Annotated in this window: 5 protein-coding genes; all 5 read right to left on the bottom strand. The window is 55.1% G+C overall.

Annotation, left to right across the window (positions count from 1 at the left end; translation table 11 throughout):
- Position 1 precedes the first annotated feature (1 nt).
- Positions 2-1,735, bottom strand: coding sequence for an ABC transporter ATP-binding protein (locus EIM92_RS07600; protein ID WP_125082146.1), 1,734 nt, complete (start codon positions 1,733-1,735; stop codon positions 2-4).
- A complete protein-coding gene (locus EIM92_RS07595; RefSeq protein WP_125082145.1) occupies positions 1,732-3,558 on the bottom strand; it encodes an ABC transporter ATP-binding protein in 1,827 nt (608 codons plus the stop codon). Before EIM92_RS07595 ends, EIM92_RS07600 begins: the two co-directional genes overlap by 4 nt.
- A complete protein-coding gene (locus EIM92_RS07590; protein ID WP_125082144.1) occupies positions 3,548-6,862 on the bottom strand; it encodes a non-ribosomal peptide synthetase in 3,315 nt (1,104 codons plus the stop codon). Before EIM92_RS07590 ends, EIM92_RS07595 begins: the two co-directional genes overlap by 11 nt.
- A gap of 218 nt (positions 6,863-7,080) precedes the next feature.
- Complete coding sequence (locus EIM92_RS07585) at positions 7,081-22,041, bottom strand: non-ribosomal peptide synthetase (RefSeq protein ID WP_246021232.1); 14,961 nt, start codon at positions 22,039-22,041, stop codon at positions 7,081-7,083.
- Positions 22,031-22,159 (bottom strand): hypothetical protein, encoded by a 129-nt coding sequence (locus EIM92_RS24470; RefSeq protein ID WP_281279665.1) that lies wholly within the window; start codon positions 22,157-22,159, stop codon positions 22,031-22,033. Before EIM92_RS24470 ends, EIM92_RS07585 begins: the two co-directional genes overlap by 11 nt.
- Positions 22,160-22,371 lie beyond the last annotated feature (212 nt).

Here is a 22,371-nt window from a genome sequence, read left to right as displayed (position 1 = left end):
TCTAGCCGTAAAGCCGGGCGTAATACCCCCCGCGCGCCAGCAGGTCCTGATGGCGGCCCCGCTCGACGACCGTCCCTTGGTTCATGACGGTAATCAAATCCGCATGTTCCACGGTGCTGAGACGGTGGGCGATTAGGATGGTGGTGCGACCCTTCATCAATTCGTTCAGGGCCTGCTGTACCCAATGCTGGGATTCGTTGTCCAGCGCGGAAGTCGCTTCGTCCAGCAGCAAAATCGGGGCGTTTTTGAGAATCGCCCGGGCGATCGCAATTCGCTGCCTTTGTCCGCCCGACAATGACGCTCCTCTCTCTCCCACCGGCGTTTTATACTGTTCCGGAAATTCCTGAATGAAAGGGTGAGCGTACGCCGCTTTGGCCGCTTCGATCACTTCTTCATCCGTTGCATCCGGGCTGCCGTAACGAATGTTTTCCTCAATCGTGCCGGTAAACAAGAATGGCTCCTGCGGAACGTATGCAATCTGCCTGCGGATTTCGTCCAGCGTATAATGGCCGAACGGTTTGCCTTGGACCAGGATTTCTCCGCTATCCACAGGATAAAAGCCGAGCAGCAGCTTGATCAGCGTACTTTTGCCGCTGCCGCTGGCCCCCACGATCGCGGCGACCTGGCCGGGAAAAACCTGCAAGGACATACCGACAAGCACCTTTTTATCCCCCTGATAGGAAAATTCCACATCGCGAAACTCCACCGCAGCCTCCGACACGAGCTCGCTGTGAGGAGATCCCAATCGCTCCGGTTCCTCTTCCTCTCTTAGTACCTCTTGAACCCGGTGAGCGCCCGCGAGCGAATTTTGGGTCATCGACAGAACCATGCCTAAGTTCAACAAGGCGTGCGTCAGATTCACTTGCAGAACCGCCAGGGCGGCGACGCTTCCCATTCCCATCAATCCGTAAGCATAAAGTAGACTGCCGATGACGATAATGCCGCAGAACGTGACGTAGCTGATAAAATGGTTTACCGCAGCCTGCATGCCGTTCTTCTGCGCGGTTTGCCGAAGCGTCTGCGTCATTTGTTCGTTCAGCGCCTCGTATTGGCCGTAAATTGTGCGAATGCGGAACAGCTTCACAATTTGAATACCGCCCATAAAATCTTTGAACTTTTGGGTCATTTTACCGAGTGTTTGCAAGCCTTGTTCGGACAAGACGCGAATATCCCGCGCAAATTTCAGGCTGACCACGGAGGACAGCAGCAGAATAACGATGGATACCCCGGCAAACCGCCAATCGATCAACACCATGGAGGCAATGGAGCCGATGCAAAAGACAACTTGAAGCAGCAAAACGAAGTAAACCTGCGAGAATGTAAACTCAACGGTCGTTACATCGTTGTTCACCCGTGACAGCAAGTCCCCATGGTGCGTCTGCTCCAGGAATCTCGGCCGCACCCGGCACAGCTTGTCATAAAGGCGTTCGCGGATATTCAGCACGGTCAGCTCGACACTTCGCTGGTATAAGTAAATGAACCAGGGAGAAATCACATTTTCCAGAAACAGGGCCACGCCCAAAATAATAAAGGCTCCCACCATCAGAGACGTATCTCGGGACACGGCGAAATCTACCAAGTTATGTACGACCAAGCTGAAGGCGATCAGGAACAAGGTTTGGGTGAGCGCCGTTACGGCCAGGCCAATGGCGTACTGGGTTTTACGCTTGCGGTTCATAAACGTCAGCAAGTAGCCGAGTTCTTTTACTTGCGAGAGCCATCCGCCCTTTTTCATGTGTACTCCACCTCCCTGCGCTCGGCAGACTCGGTAAATTCCTGGTAGTACGACTGGGCGTACAATCCCTTCATCTCCAGCAATTGTTCATGAGTGCCCTTTTCCACAATATTCCCCTGCTCCATAACCCAAATTTCGTCAGCGTTTTGTACCGTAGAAAGCCGATGAGCAATAACCATCGTCGTTCTCTGCTTCATCAATACGCCCAGCGCTTCCTGAACCGCGCTTTCCGACTCCGGATCAAGAGCCGACGTTGGCTCGTCCAGCAGCAGAATGGGAGCATCCTTCAGAAAAGCCCGGGCCATTGCAATGCGCTGGCGCTGCCCGCCGGACAAAAAGCCTCCGCGCTCTCCGACATACGTCTGGTAGCCGCCGAGAAGCTGCATAATGAAGGAATGCGCCTGAGCAGCTTTGGCAGCTTCGATAATCTCGTCCATCGACGCTTCTTCCCGCCCGTAGCCGATATTTTCGGCGATCGTGCCGCTAAACAAATATGAATCCTGGGTTACCACGGAAAAATGCGACTGAAGCTGCTCCGGATCAGCGCCGTGGATCAGGCTGCCGAACACGCGGATCTCACCCTGGTCCTTCGGAAGCGGATAAAAGCCGCATACAAGCTTGAACACCGTGCTCTTCCCTCCGCCGCTCGCTCCAACAAGCGCAATCGTCTTCCCTTCCGGTACCGAGAAGCTAACATTCCGCAGAATCGGGGAGCCCTCCTCATACCCGAAGGTGACGTTCTGAAACTCGATGGGAGCGGCACTCGATTTCGGAAGCAAACGGCCATTTTTCGTTTCGGTCGGCTGCTCAACGATTTCGAAAACTCTTCTCAGGGCACCGGTCATTTCGAACGTCCGCGTGATGAGCTCGGGAATATGCTCTAGCGGCTCCAGACACAGATTCAGCAAGTACAGGAAGGCAACCAGCTCTCCCGCGCCTAACTGCCCTTTGAAGATCAAATAGCTTCCGTAACTGACGGCGAAAATGATCGGGCTGATCATCAGCGTGGACAGCAGCGGATTGACCCAGGCTTCCCGCTTTTTTACAGCCAGTTTTTTCTGAGCCGTTACTTGCAGCAGTGCCTGGTAGGAGCGAGATAACATATCGGATAGCAGGTAACTTTTTACAATAGGCATCCCCCCAAGCGTATCCTGGAGATTGACGTTCATTCGTCCCATATTCGCCTGGGCTTCCTCTGTCAACCGCTCGAGCTGCTTACCAATCCATTGGGAAACAAGTAGTGCTAAGGGAAATAGCAGCAGGCTGTACAGCATCAGTTCCCATTGAAGGTAGATTAAATAAGCAAAACAACCGATGAACAACAGCGGATGATAAAACCACTGGGCCAGGTCCCGAATCATAAACTGCTGAATGAGCTGCAAATCGTTGTTGATCCGCGACAATACGTCGCCGGAGTGCTGCTTTTCAAAATAGGAGACCGGGAGCTTGCCGATATGCCGCATAACACGGTTGCGGATATCCTGTACCGCAGACGCGCTGCTTCGCTCCACACCAAAGCTCATAAAAAACTTCGCCGGAACACCGATCAAGATGACCACAAAGACGGTGTACACGATTTGCAGAACGACTGGCCCCGCCCCCTTCTCGGCCTGGGTGGTCAACTGCTCGATCAAACTTCCCGTCCATATCTCAATAACAGCGGCAGCAATTGCGGACAACGTACCAACGATCATCCAGCCTTTGTGAGGGCCTACAAAGGACATCAGCCAGCGGAGCGCTTTCCAGGTAGCGTAAGCGGTTTGCCGTTTGGAGGGCGCTGCTGTGACTTCTACTTGAATAGACGGCTGGCGGTCAGCTTCCATGCAGTACCCCGGCCTCCGCTTCGATCTGCCGCTTGGCTTGCGCTAAGATGTCCCGGATAACGACTGCCGTTTCTTCCACACGCGTAAGTTCCAGCAATTCCTCGTGTGCGCCCTCCAGCCGGTAATCGGCGTAAGCCTGCGTCGTTGCCCCCCGCCAGGACGGCAATTGATGCTCCCGGCGGAACGCTTCGCTGTCCTTCGCAATCAGTTCGTAAATCCGGGCCGAGATCGTACCGGAATTAATAAGCTGCGCTTCGTATGCCAAGGTCGCTTTGACCTTCCGATGCACCCGCTCCCGCACGAGCGGGTTGCTCATTAATTCCTTCTCCTCTTCGTCGAAATCGGCAAGCATTTCTCGAAGCTCCTTTTCCGATGTTTCGGAAGGCGTCAGCGTGTTTTTAATCCATGAGTCCACCATAAGAACGTCCGTCACGAGGTATCCTCTTTTCTCCATTAATTTGGCTACCTCGAACGTCAGATTGCCTCCGAAGCAGTAACCGAGCAGCACGTAAGGTCCTTCCGGCTGGATACGGACAATCTCATCCACATAACGGTTCAGCATGGCCTCGTAATCGGTGGCATCGTCGATAAAATCAATGCCGTAGAGCACGAACTGACCGTCGAGCCTGCTTGCAAGTTCGCGGTAACCAATGCCGAAGCCACTGCCCGGAGGGAAACAGAACACATTCATGTCTCCGGCTTTATTCAGCTTAATGAAGGAGTCTCCTCCTCTATCCAGGCCGAGACCCCCCTCGCCGAAAGCCATGGCTTCAACGGTTACATTGTGGAATTGGCGGTTCAGCGGGATCTCGATGCCCGTTTCATCGTAAATGGCTTGAACAAGTCTCATCAGGCTTAACGAATTGCCACCTAACTCAAAAAAGTTATCCTTTACGCCGACCTGAGGAACGCCAAGCGTATCCTGCCAGACGCGGGCGATTTTCATTTCGAGCAGCGTTCTCGGCGCGACATATTCCTCTCCTAAGACCGCGGATTCCTCTAGTGCGGGCAGCGCTTTGCGGTCGATTTTCCCGTTCGGAGTCAGCGGCATTTGCGAAAGCTGAACGAGGTACGAAGGAATCATATATCCCGGAAGCTGCTTGGCGAGCTCCTCCTTAAGTTCATGCGCCACCAGCCTCGTTTCCGCGACGAAGTAAGCGACAAGCTGCTTTTGGCCGTTCGCGTCGTCGCGGTCGAGCACCTTGGCTTCTTGCACGCCGGCAATTCTCAGCAGCTGCTCCTCGATCTCCCCGATTTCGATCCGGTAGCCGCGGATTTTGACCTGATGGTCGATCCGCCCCAGGTATTCGATGGTGCCATCCGGCAGCCAAGCCGCCAAGTCGCCCGAGCGGTACAGCTTTTGCCCCTCCGCAAACGGGGAATCGACGAACTTCTCCGCCGTCAGCTCCGGACGGTTCAGGTATCCTCTCGCCAGCCCTTCCCCGGCCACGTACATTTCCCCTGCTACACCGATCGGCACAAGGCAGCGTTTTTCATCAAGGATGTACACACTTAGCGTCGGGATCGGCTTACCGATATTGCTCTTCGCCGCCTCGATTTCGCCCCATGTAATTTCCTTATAGGTAACGTGAACCGTCGTTTCGGTAATCCCATACATATTGATCAGCTTCGTCTCCGGGTACTTCTTCTTAAAGCCCTTGAGCAGCAACGGACTGAGGGCTTCGCCCCCAAAGATAATGTTGCGAATCCGCAGATCGTACAGATGCTCCGCCAAAATCTTACGTAGCAGCTGGTAGAAGTACGTTGGCGTCTGGTTCAAAATCGTGACCTGCTCGCGGCCCAGCAGCGTCAGAAAATCGGCCGGGTTCTTCGCCGTAAGCGGCGGTACGATGACCAGCTTGCCTCCATTGAGCAGCGCTCCGTACATTTCCCAGACGGAGAAATCGAAGCAGAACGAGTGGAACAGCGTCCACGTGTCGGACGGTCCGAAGTCAAACAGGTTCTTGTCATTGAACAAGAGGCGCACGACGTTCTTATGCTCGATCAGCGTTCCTTTCGGTCTACCGGTCGTTCCCGACGTGTAAATAACGTAAGCTAAGTTCCTCGGCCCGGAGATCGGCTCCAGATTCGAAGCGTTCAACGTATCGTCGGAGTTCGTATCACTGTCTCTGTCTCCCCACACGAAAGCGTCCAATTCAAGGCGTATTCCAGCGAAGTCGGTCTTCTCGTGCAGATGCTTTTGAATCAGCAATAACGGTGCACCCGAATCCTCAATCATGAAGCGGATGCGCTCCTCCGGGTACTCGGGATCGACAGGAACGTACGCTCCGCCCGCTTTGAGAATCGCCAAAATGCCGACGACCATATCGAGCGAGCGTTCAGCCAGAATCGCTACCAGCTGGTCTGCTTCGACTCCTGCCTCCCGCAGCTTCCGCGCAAGGCGGTTAGACCGTTCGTTCAGCTCACGGTAGGTCAACTGCCGCTCGTTCATGACGGCGGCCACCTTGTCCGGGTAAAGCTCCGCCTGCTCTTCGAACAGGCCGTGAATCGTTTTTCCCCGCTCGAACTCAGTTTCGGTGTCATTAAACCGCTTCAGCAGCGTCTCCCTCTCGTCTGAAGACAGCATAGCGGCTTGTCCGAGCTCCAGATCCGGCTGAAATAATAACACAGACAGTAGCCGAACAAGATGGTCGGCAGCCTGTTCCACAAATGCCCGCTCGTACCGCTGCCTGTCAAAGCTTACTTCCAACTCGATGGACTGGTCTTTACGATCGAAGCAGAAAACGGTATCGGCTGCCACCTGGCTGCCCAACGGTCCCGGATGAATCTGGGCGAAGGATGCGACGGTATTGACGACCGGGTGGCCATCCCCCGTATAGTCCAGATGAAGCTTCTCCAGCATTTTCCGAAAAGGCAGGTGTTGATGCTCCAGCGCCTCGCCGATGGAGGCTTTGATGCCCCCAAGCAGCGTCTTCAGCGTCGTCTGATGGCTTACGGGCGTCTTGATCACCAAGATGTCATGCGGTGGCGGAGTCCCACTCTGGTCTGCGCTATATGAAGGCATGCCAATCAGCACATGGCCTCGCCCAGTATATTTGAACAGCAGGCTTTTTACTCCTGCCAAAACAATCATGTACAGAGCCAAATCCGAACCGCCAGCAAGACGAATGATTCTCTCCGATAGTTCGTTCGGCAGGGTACGTTGTACCAAGCCCGGATCAGCCGCAGCTTCCCCGCCCTCGGATAATTTGGAGGAATAACTGTAGGGAAGGAAGCTCAGGCTGTCATCGGCGTCAAACTTGCTGCTCCAGTACCGCTCTTCCTTTTCAAACAAATATTTCATTCGTACCTCCCTAAAAATGAAGTAGCCACATGCCCGGCGCAGGTCGGAAAAAGTTTGCTTTCGCCCTGCGCGTTTACGGGTTTGGACGTTATTCGCCGTCTTCCCTGAGAATGTGCCCCGGAATGAGTGCGCCGGAATGTGCCCCAGTGTGCGCCAAGATATACGCCGGAATGTACGCCGCTTTCACTTGACGGCGGAGACGTGCTTACGCTTAAAGATTAAAACGCGAATTCGATCGTATCGACGGCACTCTTTGCGCCTGCCGCCGGTTTATGGCATTCAATCCGCCTTAGCTCGATTTGTGGATTTACCGCAATTTGAGACAACACCCTCAGGTAATCCTCAGTCAAGGTGCGGATCATCGCTTCTTTAAATAGCTTCGCGGCGTAGAAGAAGCCCCCACTCAGCGCCCCGTTGTTTTCATACATAAACAGGGTCAGATCGAACTTCGCTTCCTCCAATTGGTCAAGCTCATAATTCTTCAGGCTGACCCCTTCCAGCTCGATGTCTCGTTCTTCGATATTTTGCAAGTCGAAGACGGCGTCGAACAGCGGGAAGCGACCCGGCTCCCGCTTCACATTCAAACGCTCCACGAGCTCCTCGAATGGATAATCCTGATTCTCGAAAGCATTCAAAGCCGTTTCCTTCACTTCTTCCAGGTAGGACAAGAACGTTTTGTCGCCCGACGGACGATTACGAATCGCCAACGTATTGACAAACATCCCGATAACCGGTTCCAAATCGGCGTTCGTTCTTCCCGCCACCGGGGTGCCCACGACCAAGTCCTCCTGCCCGCTGTACTTGGACAGCAGTACGGTATAAGCCGCAAGCAGCACCATGAACAGCGTGCTTTCACGCTCGGCCGCCAATTCGCGCAGCCGCGCAGAGAGAGAAGCCTCGACGTCGAACTCCAGATGCGCGCCTTCGTAGCTGCGAACCGCAGACCGTTCATAATCCAGCGGCAAGTCCCCCTTCGGCAGTTCGCCTTCGAAGGTTTGCAGCCAGTACGTTTCCTGCCGCCCGATCCGCTCTCGGTGGGCCTCCGACTGCTGCCAAACGGCATAATCCTTGTATTGAATACGCAGTGGCGGCAGTTCTTCCCCAGCGTAGAAACTCGATAACTCATCGATCACAATCGCCATCGATACGCCGTCGGACACGATATGGTGCATGTCGAAAAGGAGAATATGCAGGTTCGGCTCCAGCTCGATGACCCCGGCGCGCAGCAGCGGCGGCTGGCCGAGATCAAACGGACGAACGAAGCTGCGGACGATCTGCTCGATTTGAGCCACATCCTCTTTATCCGCTTGATGATGCTCGATAGCAAAATCGACCTGCGGGTAAATCCGCTGAACCGCTTCGCCCTTCACGATTTCAAAACCGGTGCGCAGCGATTCATGCCGTGTGATCAATTGCCGCAAGGCGGCTTCCAAACGGTCTAAATCAAACTCACCTTCCACCTGCACCAGCTCTGGCATGTTGTAAAGTTGATCGGCTCCATCCAGCGTATGCTGAATGAACAGTCGTTTCTGTGCAGAAGACAGAGGGTAGTACTCCCTCTCCTCCGCTTGAGGAATGGCCTCATGCTCCCGCCGTTCCATCCGGGCGATCGCCTCGGCCATTGCCGCAATCGTCGAGTGACGGAATACGTCGCGCAGCGGCAGGTTGACGTTTAATTCCTTAAATACCTTACCCGCCAGCGCCGTCGCCCGCAGGGAGTGACCGCCGATGTCGAAGAAGTTATCGTGAACGCCAATCTCCTTCGCAAGCCCCAGCACCTCCTGCCAAATCGCCGCCAGCTTCGCTTCCAGCTCATTGCGCGGTGCGACATACTCCGTTCCGCTTCCCGCTTCCCCTTCCGGCGCCGGCAGCGCCTTCCGGTCAATCTTTCCGTTCGGCGTCAGAGGCAGACGCTCCAGCTCCACAAAGTACGACGGGATCATGTAGCCCGGCAGCTCCTGCGCCAACAAGCTGCGCAATTCGTTTACCGCCAGCTCCGCTCCGGTATCCAGCGTGTAATACGCGCACAGCACCTTCTGACCGTTCGCGTCACTTCGAACTAGCACCACCGCTTCGCGCACGCCTTCCACCCGTAGCAGCTGCGACTCGATCTCACCCATCTCAATCCGGTAGCCCCGGATTTTCGCCTGGTTGTCGATCCGGCCGATGAAGTCCACGTTGCCGTCCTCCATCCACCGCGCCAGGTCTCCCGTGCGGTACAGCCGCTCGCCCGCGGCGAACGGACTGTCTACGAACTTCACTTCCGTCAGCTCCGGACGGTTCAAGTACCCGCGCGCCACTCCAACTCCGCCGATGACCAGCTCGCCCAGCACACCTACCGGCACCGGGTTCAGGTACGCATCCACGATGTAGAACTTCGCATTCAGCCACGCTTTGCCGATCGGCACATGGCCTGCCTGCGGCAGCTTTATCAGCGGCTCGTCATAGAAGCTGGAGTCGATCGCCGCTTCCGTCACGCCGTAGGCGTTGATGATCCGGAACAACGAGCCGAAGCGTTCCTGCAAGGTTCGGTAATCCGCCACGCTGCAGCTGTCCGAGCTCGTGATCAACAGCTCCATCCAGCTCATATCCAGCCCCTGCTCGTGCACGTATTCCATAAACGGCACGATGAGTGCTGGCGTCGATTCAAAAATGGTAACCCGCTCCCGCTCTATCCAGTCGTACAGACGAGACGGATCGATCCGATCGTCCTTCGGCACAATCACCATTGTGCCTCCGTTGTACAGCGTCCGTGCAATATCGCCCACAAACACGTCGAACGAGAAGCTTGCGAGCTGCATTAGCCGCACCGGGAACTGATCCAACCGATATTCCCGGCGGTAACCCGCCGCCGTGCTCACCAGACTGCGGTGCTCGATCATTACACCTTTCGGCTTTCCTGTCGTTCCCGACGTATAGATCACGTATGCCAAATCCTCCGGACGGGCTTCATGGAATCCACCGAAGTCGCCCATGTCAACATAGTGATGGCTCTCATCGCCGCCATTCACAGCACCCGTCAGCTTGCCGGCGACCATCTCGGAGACAAAGCTCGAAACCATTCCAGAGCCCATCGGCGCATTTCCCCGCTCATCGCTGTACGACGCTTCGTCGTCCAAATACAGCACCGATGTCAGCGCCAGCTCCTCCTCGCCGAGCCATGCTTCGGCACGCTCTCGCAGCGCCGTTTGCGTCAGCAGCACCTTCGCTCCGCTGTCTTCAAGCATGAACCGCACGCGGTCCGCCGGATAATCCGGATCGAGCGGCACATAGGCCCCGCCCGCTTTCCAGACGGCCAGCACGGCCACCAGCAAGTCTACCGAACGCTCGGCGAGAATGCCGACGATCGTCTCCCGGCCAATGCCGTTTGCGCGCAGCGTGGCCGCCAAGCGATTCGCCCGCGCGTTCAGCTCCGCATACGTCAGCCGGTCGTTCTCGTACACGACGGCCTCCGCTTCCGGCGTGCGTTCCGCCTGTTCCTCAAACAGTCGGTGGAACGCGGCTGCAGGAGCCGCTTCCGGCTGCACCGGGTTAAACTCGCCGAGAATTTGCTCTTTTTCCTCTGCTGTCAGCAAGTTCAACTCAGCGATCTTCGCATTCGGACGGCTTACGATCGTTTCGAGCAGTTGCTCGTAATGTTTCGCCAGCCGTTCGATCGTCTCCCTTTTGTAGAGAGCCGTCGCATATTCGAAGCTGTAATCCAAGCCTCCATTCTCCTCGCCCACATCCAAGCTGATATCAAACTTCGCGGTATCCAGTGCGCTCGGATAAGGAGTCAGGTGAAGCCCTTCCAGCTCAAACTCCTCGTTCTCCGTATTCTGCATCGTAAACAGCGTGTCGAAGAGCGGATTGCGGCTTAAATCACGGGTGACTTGCACCTTATCCACCAATTCTTCGAACGGATAGTTTTGATGCTCGAAAGCGTGGAGGGTCGTTTCTTTGACTTCGTTCAGGTATGACAGGAACGTCTTCTCCGAAGCCGGATAACTGCGGATCGCCAACGTGTTTAAGAAAATCCCGATCAACGGCTGCACATCTCCATGATTCCTTCCGGCAATCGGCGTACCGACGATCACATCCTCCTGACCTGAGTATTTATGCAATAGCACGTTATATGCCGCCAGCAGCACCATAAACAGCGTTGTACCCGTTTCCGAGGCCAACTGCTTTAGGCGCTCAGTTTTCGAAGCCTCGAAGAAAAACTCCAGCGTGTGCCCTTCATAGCTCTGCACAGCCGGACGCGGATAATCGGTCGGCATTTCCAGCACCGGAAGCTCGCCTTGGAACATGTCCAGCCAGTACACCTCCTGACGCTGAAGCCGTTGCTTCTGCTCCTGCGAATGCTGCCAAACAGTGTAGTCTTTGTACTGAATACGTAAAGGCTCCAATTGCTCGCCGCCGTACAAGCGAACGAATTCTTCAACAAAGATTTCCATCGAGACGCCATCGGAAATAATATGGTGCATGTCGTACATTAGAATATGGCGTTCCGGAGCCAGCTCGACAAGGCCTACCCTCAGTAGCGGAGGCTTCGCCAGGTCAAACGGACGTACGAAACGGCGAACCGTCTCTTGGGCCTCTTGCTCATCCACTTGATAGAACTCCACGGCGAAATTTACATCCTGGTAAATCCGCTGCGATGCTTCGCCATCCACCATTTCAAATCCGGTGCGCAGTGTTTCATGCCGCGCCACGAGCTGACGTAACACTTCTTCGAACCTTGCCCGGTCCAAAGCACCCTCCAGCAGCATCGCTTCCGGCATATTGTAGCTAAGCTCTGCGCCTTCCAGTTGATTTAGGATAAAGAGACGTTTTTGAGCAAAAGATTGCGGGTACACCTCTCGTTCATCTGCCACTGGAATAGCAACAAATGTCTGCTCATCCAGCCGGGAAATGGCGGCAGCCATGCTCTCGATGGTGGAATGGCGGAACACATCGCGAAGCGGCAGATCCACGTTCAGCTCCTTATGAATCTTACTAATCAGCGCCGTCGCCCGCAGGGAGTGACCGCCGATGTCGAAGAAGTTGTCGTGAACGCCAATCTCCTTCGCAAGCCCCAGCACCTCCTGCCAAATCGACGTCAACTTCATCTCCAGCTCATTGCGCGGTGCGACATACTCCGTTCCGCTTCCCGCTTCCCCTTCCGGCGCCGGCAGCGCCTTCCGGTCAATCTTTCCGTTCGGCGTCAGAGGCAGACGCTCCAGCTCAACAAAGTACGAAGGGATCATATATCCTGGCAGCTCCTGCGCCAGCGCGCTTCGCAAATCGTTCACTGCCAGCTCCGCTCCGGTATCCAGCGTGTAATACGCGCACAGCACCTTCTGACCGTTCGCGTCACTTCGAACTAGCACCACCGCTTCGCGCACGCCTTCCACCCGTAGCAGCTGCGACTCGATCTCACCCATCTCAATCCGATAGCCCCGGATTTTCGCCTGGTTGTCGATCCGGCCGATAAAATCCACGTTGCCGTCCTCCATCCACCGCGCCAGGTCTCCCGTGCGGTACAGCCGCTCGCCCGCGGCGAACGGACTGTCTACGAACTTCTCTTCCGTCAGCTCCGGACGGTTCAAGTACCCGCGCGCCACTCCGACTCCGCCGATGACCAGCTCGCCCAGCACACCTACCGGCACCGGGTTCAGGTGCGCATCCACGATGTAGAATTTCGCATTCAGCCACGCTTTGCCGATCGGCACATTGCCTGTCTGCGGCAGCTTCGTCAGCTCCTCATCGTAGAAACTGGAGTCAATCGCCGCTTCCGTCACGCCGTAGGCGTTGATGATGCGGAACGATGAGCCAAAGCGTTCCTGCAAGGTTCGGTAATCCGCCACGCTGCAGCTGTCCGAGCTCGTGATCAACAGCTCCATCCAGCTCATATCCAGCCCCTGCTCGTGCACGTATTCCATAAACGGCACGATGAGTGCTGGCGTCGATTCAAAAATGGTAATCCGCTCCCGCTCGATCCAGTAGTACAGACGAGACGGATCGATCCGATCGTCCTTCGGCACAATCACCATTGTGCCTCCGTTGTACAGCGTCCGTGCAATATCTCCCACGAACACGTCGAACGAGAAGCTTGCGAGCTGCAGTAGCCGCACCGGGAACTGATCCAACCGATATTCCCGGCGGTAACCCGCCGCCGTGCTCACCAGACTGCGGTGCTCGATCATCACGCCCTTCGGCTTGCCTGTCGTTCCCGACGTATAGATCACGTATGCCAAATCCTCCGGACGGGCTTCATGGAAGCTGTCCATGCCAACGACATTCTGATAGCTCTCATCGCTGTCGTCCACAGTACCCGTCAGCTTGCCGGAGACCATCTCGGAGACAAAGCCCGAAACCATTCCAGCGCCCATCGGTACATTTCCCCGCTCGTCGCTGTACGATGCTTCGTCGTCGAGGTACAGCACCGCCGCCAGCGCCAGCTCCTCCTCGCCGAGCCAGGCTTCAGCGCGCTCTCGCAGCGCCGTTTGCGTCAGCAGCAGCTTCGCTCCGCTGTCTTCAAGCATGAACCGCACGCGGTCCGCTGGGTAATCCGGGTCAAGCGGCACATAGGCCCCGCCCGCTTTCCAGACGGCCAGCACGGCCACCAGCAAGTCCACCGAACGCTCGGCGAGAATGCCGATGATCGTCTCCCGGCCGATGCCGCTTGCGCGCAGCGTGGCCGCCAAGCAGTTCGCCCGCTCATTCAGCTCTGCATACGTCAGCCGGTCGTTCTCGTACACGACGGCCTCCGCTTCCGGCGTTCGCTCCACCTGTTCCTCAAACAGCCGATGGAACGCGGCTGCAGGAGCTGCTTCCGGCTGCACCGGGTTAAACTCGCCAAGAATTCGCTCCTTTTCCTCTGCCGTCAGCAAGTTCAGCTCGGCGATCTTCGCATCCGGACGGCTTACGATCGCCGCAAGCAAATGTCCGAAATGAGTCGCCAGCCGCCGGATCGTGCTTTCTTTATAAAGAGCTGTTGCGAATTCAAAGCTGCACTCCAGGCCGCCGTTTTCTTCCGTAACATCCACACTTAGGTCGAATTTTGCCATGCCGTATTCGCTAGGGTAGTTGGATAATTTCAGCCCTTCCAGTTCAAACGCTGTCTCCTCCAGGTTTTGCAGGGAGAACATCGTGTCAAATAACGGGTTGCGGCTCAAATCCCGGTTGATCTGCACTTTATCAACGAGCTCTTCGAACGGATAATTCTGATGCTCGTAAGCGCCTAAGGTCGTTTCTTTCACTTCTTCCAAATATGACGTGAAGGTCTTCTCCGAAGCCGGATAATTGCGGATCGCCAGCGTATTGACGAACATTCCGATCAAAGGCTGCGTGTCTCCGTGCGTTCGTCCGGCAATCGACGTTCCAACAATCAAATCGTCCTGGCCCGTAAATTTATGCAAAAGCACGGTATATGCCGCTAGCAGCACCATATACAGCGTCGCTCCTCTTTGAGCGGCTAATTGCTTCAAGCCTTCGCTTGTTACCTCGTCCACGAAGGACGTCAGCGTTTGTCCCTCAAAGCTCTGCACGGCCGGACGCGGATAGTCCGTCGGCATTTCCAGAACCGGCAGTTCCCCCCGGTAACGGTCCAGCCAGTAAGCTTCCTCGCGTTTCAACTGCGCTTTTTGCTCGTCCGACTGCTGCCATACCGCATAGTCCTTATATTGAATGCGCAAAGGTTCTAATGACTCGCCGCCGTACAGACGAACGAGTTCCTCGACGAACACGTCCATAGAAACCCCGTCGGAGACGATATGATGCATGTCGAACATCAACAAATAACGTTCGGCTGCCAGCTCTACCAGCTCCGCTCGTAGCAGCGGAGGCTTCGCTAAGTCAAAAGGCCGGATAAAGGCCTGCACGACTTCGGGCGCTTCTTCCTCGCTCGCATCACAGTACTGAACGGCAAAGTCAACGCTCTCGTAAATGCGCTGTACAGCTTCGCCTTGTACGATCTCAAAGCCAGTTCGCAGTGTTTCGTGTCGTGCGATCAGTCCGCGGAAAGCCTTCTCCAGCAGGCTCCGGTCAATCGTTCCTTCCAGCATCAGTACGCCCGGCATGTTATAGCTCAGATCGGCCCCTTCCAGCTGATTCAGGATAAACAGCCGCTTCTGAGCTGAGGAAAGCGGATAATATGCTCTTGCGCCTGCCAGCGGAATCGACGAAAACGACTGCTCTCCAATCCGAGAGATAGCTAGCGCCATCTCTTCGAGCGTCGAATAGCGGAATACGTCGCGCAGAGACAGCTCGACGTTCAGCTCCTGGTGCACCTTGCTCACCAATGTCGTCGCCCGCAGAGAATGACCACCCAGGTCGATGAAATTGTCATGAACACCGATGTGCTCTAATCCGAGCACGCTTTTCCAAATTCCGGCCAAGCGGGCTTCCAGCGGAGTCCGAGGCGGAGTACTTCCTTCGCCTTGCAAGCTTTCTTCCGGCGCCGGGAGAGAGCGTCGGTCGACTTTGCCATTCGTTGTTAACGGAAGTTGCGCCAACTGGATCAGGTACGCCGGGATCATATAGGCTGGCAGTTCCCGTGAAAGCATACTCTTCAGCTCGGCCGCCGAAAGCTCAAATTCCGCTTCATAATAGGCGCAAAGCTGCTTCTCGCCAGAGGCGTTTTCCCTCGCGAATACCGTTGTTTTTCGAATTCCCTCCACTTTCTGAAGCTGAGCTTCGATCTCGCCCAGCTCGATACGGAAGCCGCGGATTTTCACTTGATCATCCGTCCGTCCTACATATTCGATCGTTCCGTCCGGCAACCACTTCGCCAAGTCTCCCGTCCGATACATGTGCTCTCCCGGCACAAACGGATTGTCCACAAATTTCTCCGCCGTCAGCTCCGACCGGTTATTGTAGCCCCGTACCAATCCTTCTCCACCGACACATAGCTCCCCAACCACGCCGATGGGTAGAAGCTTGTTCCGATTGTCGACGATATACACCGTCGTATTGCTAATCGGTCGCCCGATGGGTACGGTTACCGCCGACTCATCGACGAAATCGACCGGAAGATACGTGGTATAAACCGTACTTTCCGTTGGGCCGTAAACATGGTTGAGCCTGCCTGGTCCGATATGGGCGAGTGCTTTACGCACATGGCCAACCGACACGCGCTCTCCTCCGAACAAAATCGCCCGGACATCCCGCAAGCAGTCGACGTTCACATCTACAAGGACGTTGAAGAAAGCCGTCGTAATAAACATGACCGAGATGCGCTCGCGCTGAATGAGAGCCGCCAGCCGGCCGATTTCCAGCAAAGTCTCGCGGGGAACCAGCACTAATCGCGCTCCGTTGGTCAAAGCGCCGAAAATATCGAAAATCGCTCCGTCGAACGAATAGGTTGAAAGCTGGAGGAGATGATCCCGCTCGGTGATGTCGATATAATTCGTACTTTGAACGACCCTTATAATGTTGCGGTGCGAAACAAGATTGCCTTTCGGCTTGCCCGTCGTGCCTGATGTATAAATGACGCAAGCCAGATCTGTCGCTTCGATGACCGGATTTAGATTTGTGCCGTCCTCATGATAGAAGGACTCGTCATCCAGTAAGATCACGGAGTCCAAACCCGCCAAGCGCTCGCGCAAGCGGATTTGCGTCAGCATGACCTGTGCCCCCGAATCCTCGATCAAGAAACGGATACGCTCCTCGGGATATTCCGGGTCAATCGGTACATAAGCCGCTCCGGCTTTGTGTGCCGCCAGCATGCCCACCACCATTTCGATGGAACGCTCAGCCATAATGGCGACCAGACGGCCTTTGGATATCCCGTGGCTACGTAAGGTACGGGCAAGGCGATTGACGCGTTCGTTCAGCTCGCGGTAGGTCAGCTCTTGTTCATTCAAGGAAATAGCGGCTGCATCCGGGATGCGCTCCACCTGCTCTTCGAACAGTTGAATGAGCGTCTTCCCGCGTGGAAATTCCGTGGTGGTGTCGTTAAAACGTCCGAGAAGGTCGGCCTTTTCCGCCTCCGTCACAAGTTCCAGCTCGCCCACGGTAATTTCCGGGTTATCCGTCACCTGCTCCAGCAGATGGACGAAATGCCCCTTGAGCCGCTCGATGCTGTCTTTATCGAACACTTCGGCATTAAAGTCGAACCGAATTTCGATCTCGGCTCCCGGCACCACGGTCACGTTGAAGTTATAGTTCGTCTGCTCCTCCATATGTACGTCAGCGATCGTCAGGTCGCCATGCTGCTGGTCGCCCGCCTGCTCCATCTGCTCGTCCACCGGATAGTTCTCAAAAGCGATGATATGGTTGACCAGGTTCTGTTTTTGCACGCTGCGAGCTTGAATTTCATACAGCGGGTAGTAATCATAACTTCCGGACTCCAGCGCTCGCTCTTGGAGCTTCGCCATCAGGTCGGCGAACACCGTGTCCGCTTCGCTCGTGACGCGGACCGGCACCGTATTGATGAACAGCCCAATCATGGACTCAATGCCCGGGATTTCCGCCGGTCTTCCAGCCACGACGCTGCCGAATACGGCATCGTTTGTTCCGTTATATTTTTGCAGCATCACGCCCCAAACGGCTTGCAGCAGCGTATTGACCGTAACCAGGCGCTGTTTCGCCACCCGGTCCAGCCGCTCACTCAAGTCTTTACCCAGCTCCGCGGTGACGTGATCAGCTGTAAATCTGCCGTTCGGCGCCGATTCCTTTTGTCCCGGGAGTACGGTTTGCCCTTCATAACCTGCCAGGAAATCCGTCCAATAATTGGATGCCGCCTGATCGTCCTGTTTTTCCAGCCATTCGATATAAGCACCATAATCCGCTCTCTTATCTCTCACTGGCTGCTTGCCGGATACATAAGCCGAGTACGTCTCAAACAGCTCCTGCGTCAGCTGCGCTAGGCACCAGCCGTCCATCAAAATATGCTGGAAACTCCACAGCACATGATAGCTTTGCTCTTCGGTGCGCAGGATCGTAAACCGAACGAGCGCGTCATGTTCCATGTCGAAGCCGCGAAGCTTGTCATCCTCGGCCTTTTTATCTAAGTACGCTTGTTTCTCGTCCGACTGCAAATGAAGCAGCTCCTCATATTCAAAGCCAACCGACTTGTCGCGATATATGATTTGCAGCGGCTCGCCCGTCGGTCCTTTCACAAAATTCGCCCGCAGCACCAGATGTCGTTTCGCAAGCTCCATCCAACTCCTCTCAAAAAGCTGGACGTCGAGTGCTCCCCGCATTGTAAACCGCGTCTGCTCGAAATAAGCGGCCGTTTGCCCATCAAGCGCGACGTGGAACCACATGCCCTTCTGCATTGGCGTAAGCGAGTAAATATTTTCGATTTCCCCGAGATGGCCCGAGCGCTGGATGATTTGTTCCAATTCTGCAATGGTCAAGCCTTTAAATTGCACGTCGCTCGGTGTCAATTCGGTGTTTTCTTTGCCTGCGCAGTGGATAATGAGCTCCCGGAGGCTTTGCTCAAGCTGCTCGGCGAAGGCTTCCATCGTTTCCTTGCGATACTGCTTCCGGCTGTAGCTGAGATCGAGCGATAAAGCGCCGTCCAGCACCATGCCGTTGATATCCAGCAAAAAGCTGCGGGCCTGACGTTCACTGGCCGGGCTGCCGCTGGAATAAGAAGATATGCCGATCTCGTCCTGGTTGACATCATCATCGAATTGGCCGAGGTAGTTAAAATTAATTTCCGGCTCTGCGCCCCAAACAAAGCCATCCTCCAATTTGGATAGATAGCGGCATACGCCGTACCCAAGTCCTTTGTTCGGAATGCGGCGCAAATTTTCCTTGACCTGTTTAATCTGATGGGCCAAATCCCGCTCGATTTCCGGCTCCAGAACGACCGGAAACTTGGTCGTAAACCAACCGACTGTGCGTGTGATGTCAATATCCGTTCCGATCACTTCCCGTCCGTGTCCTTCGAGATTGATCCGCACCCGTTCGTGTCCCGTCCACTTGCGAACAGCTATGCCAAGCGCCGTTACCAAAATATCGTTCATTTCCGTGTTGTAGGCCCGATGAACCCGCTTCAGCAGCTGCTCCGTTTCTTCGGGAGTCAAACGGACGAACAGCGATTCGCTATCCTGCTGCGTCGTAACGTCGGCCTCCAGATCCTTCGGCAAGTCCGGAACCGCAATTTGTTCCACGCCCTGCCAATAAGCACGTTCCTTGGCCATTTCCGGGCTTTGTGCATAAGCGACCAGCTGCTCGGACCAAGTGCGGTAAGCATCCGTTTTCGCTGGAAAATGAATTTCCTCGCTATTGCCGACCTGCTCGTAACCCAGTGCAAAGTCCTCCATTAAAATGCGCCAAGACACGCCGTCCACCACAGCATGATGAACCGCGAGCAACAAATGATCACCGTCCGCGCACCGGAACAGTCCCGCCTTTACAAGGGGGCCGTTCTCTAGATCAATGTCGGCTTGAATATCTGTTGCCTTCGCTTCCACAGCCTGCGCAGTATCCTCTGCATCCTTAAAGTCAAACACGTCCAGCGTGAACAACTCGCCTTCCTCAATCGCCCGGGTCCGTGCGCTAAACCCTTGTTCCATCTTGCGGAATACCATCCGCAAGGCGTCATGATGCTCAACCAGCTTTTGCAGCACCTGACGTACCGTCTCTTCGTCAAAGCCTTCCTTCCGGTACAGCATCACTGACTGGTTGAAATGATGCGGGGCTGCAAAGGAGCTCTCGAAAAACCAATGCTGAATTGGCGTAAGCGCCGTTTCACCCGTTACTTCGCCTTGATCGATGGTACGTCCAATCGGTTTCACATGCAGGCTGAGCTGTGAGATCGTCGGATATTTAAACAAATCGCGGATTTCCAGCTTATAGCCTGCTTGATGAAGCCGCGAAGATACTTGAATGGATTTAATCGAGTCTCCTCCCAGCTCGAAGAAGTGATCCGTCACCCCAACGCGATCAGCGTTCAAAACCGCCTGCCACACATCGGCAAGCGTCTGCTCGACTTCATTGCGGGGAGCTACGTACTCGCCGCCGGTCAACGCGTTTCCTTCCGGTGCAGGCAAAGCCTTGCGATCGATTTTGTCATTCGGCGTAAGCGGCATCCGCGGAAGCTGAACAAAATGTGCCGGAATCATATAATTCGGCAATTTTTGCGCTAGCGCGCTTCTCAGCTCGCCGAGCGTAAGCGGGCGGTCCGCGACCAGGTAAGCGCACAGTTCTTGCCCGCTTTTGCCTTCCTGCGCGATTATGATCGTCTCCTGCACGGAGTCCATTTTCAGAAGCTGCTCTTCAATCTCACCGATCTCGATTCGAAATCCACGGATCTTCACCTGATGGTCGATTCGACCCAAATACTCTATATTTCCGTCCGGCAGCCAGCGGGCGAGATCCCCCGTCCGGTACAGGCGTTCTCCCGGTGTAAACGGATGTTCCACGAACTTCTCGGCTGTCAGCTCAGGATGGTTCAGGTAACCTCTCGCCAGCCCCACACCTGCCACGCACAACTCGCCCTCCACCCCTATAGGCACAAGCTGCAGGTTGGCATCCAAAATAAATATCTGATGATTGGCCAGCGGGCGCCCGATCGGAATAACTCTGTGCTCCGGCTGATCCTCATTCGCATCCCAAAGCGTTGTAACAATCGAAGCTTCGGTAGGGCCGTAAGCATTGAAATAGCGAACCTTCGATTTCCACTGCTGCACGAATTCGGCCGATACCGCCGAGCCCCCCGTTACAAGCTTCGTTAAGCTGGGAAGGCGGTCCGGATTCAAATAAGCGCTATATGTCGGAGGCAAAATCGCCGCCGTAATCGCATGCTCGTTCATATAACTCTCGAACAGGCGGTTGTCGAGAATCGTCTCGGCTGTCGGAATGTACAGAGCTGCGCCAAAATAGAGCGCTTTGAACATTTCCCAGCAGGACGCGTCGAACGACAGACTGGCGAATTGAACGATCCGGTCATGCTCCGTAATGTGCAGCCTGTCCGCGAACATCAGCTTCAAGCTAACCAAACCGCGATGCTCTAGCATGACCCCTTTGGGTTTGCCCGTCGTACCTGACGTATAGATGACATATGCCAGATCATTCGGACCGCTGGCCGGCTCCAGGTTCGAGCCATCGTCGCTGTAGGCCTGCTCGTCATCCAGTGCCAACACGGTCCCTTCGAGCGGCACCTGCTGCAGTAGCTCTCTTTGAGTCAGCAGCAGCTGCGCGTTCGAGTTCTCCAGAATGTAGCGGATGCGTTCTTCCGGGTATTCCGGGTCGATCGGCACATAGGCTCCGCCAGCCTTCAGAACCGCCAGAATGCCAACGACCGTCTCCAGCGATCTCCTGGCCATCAAACCTACCAGCTGATTGGGCAGCACGCCGACCGATCGCAGCGTCCGCGCCAGACGATTCGCCCGTTCATTCAGCTCCGCGTACGAAAGCCGCCGCCCCTCAAAGACAACCGCTGTCGCTTCGGGCACCCGCTTCACCTGCTCTTCCACGAGCTGATGAATCGTCCGATCACGGGGATAATCCTTCTCGGTATCGTTAAAGCTTTGCAGCAATTGAAATTTCTCATCCTTCGACAGCATGTCCACCCGCGCGATGTCCAGCTCCAACTCGTGAAGCCCCACGGCCAGAAGGCGATTCAGGTGGCCGATAACCCGAGTCATGAACTCGGAGTCATATAAGTACTCGTTATATGACAGCACTAGCTGGATCGTCCCGTCGGTTAAGCTGAATTCAAAAGAACAATCCGTGACCACGTTTTGCCCGATTTCGTCTAGATGCAGCTCCTTAAGGGATACTAGCGTATGGACGACGGGTATCCCGTCTGCATATTGCAGGTCCAGCTTCTCCGTCATTTTCAAGAACGGAATATGTTGATGTTGAATCGCCTCCGGTAGGGAAGTCCTCAGCTCGCTCAAAAGTGTTTTAAAAGTCGCACCCGCCAAAAGCCAGTTTTTCAAAATGACCGTATGATTAACGGATCGGCGCGTCTCCGCCTTTTTCCGCACAATCGGCATACCGACCAGAATGTCAGAAGCACCTGTATATTTATGCAAAAGCGACTGAACACCAGCGAGTAAAATCATAAAAATGGCCAGCGGAGCGCCCTTGCTCATTTGAAGGACGCGCTGTGTCGCTTCCTCCGAAAGCGAACCGCCTACGTTTGTCATATTGGGCGCCAAGGAGCTTGGAGCTTTGCTGTAAGGAAGCCGCGTCAAGGTATAATCGTCGCTACCGAATTTTTCGTTCCAAAACAACGTTTCTTTTTCAAAAGCCACCTGGTATCGTTCCCCTCTCTTCATCGGTAAAAGCAATCCGGCGGAGCTTATGCTGCAACAATGCTCCAGCCTCGCTCCCCGCCTTTTCAAATGTGACAACAATGTCATTGGCTTTCATCAGGTCACCGCTTCGCTTGCCCGATTGATCTCATGCGGCATTCCTCTGCCTAGCAGCTATTCCGCTCAGCTCCCATGCGTGAAGACAACAAAGAGCATCGTTCTACGCAAGAGATACGACGACTTCCAGCTCTCTGCTTCAATATGCTTACTGTGGACAAGCCGCCCAAAGACGGGCTTTAGTTTAACATGGGATTCGAAATTGGATTTGGG

This window comes from Paenibacillus lentus, from assembly GCF_003931855.1.
Taxonomy (GTDB): domain Bacteria; phylum Bacillota; class Bacilli; order Paenibacillales; family Paenibacillaceae; genus Fontibacillus; species Fontibacillus lentus.
This window is presented reverse-complemented; position numbering and strand designations above follow the sequence as displayed.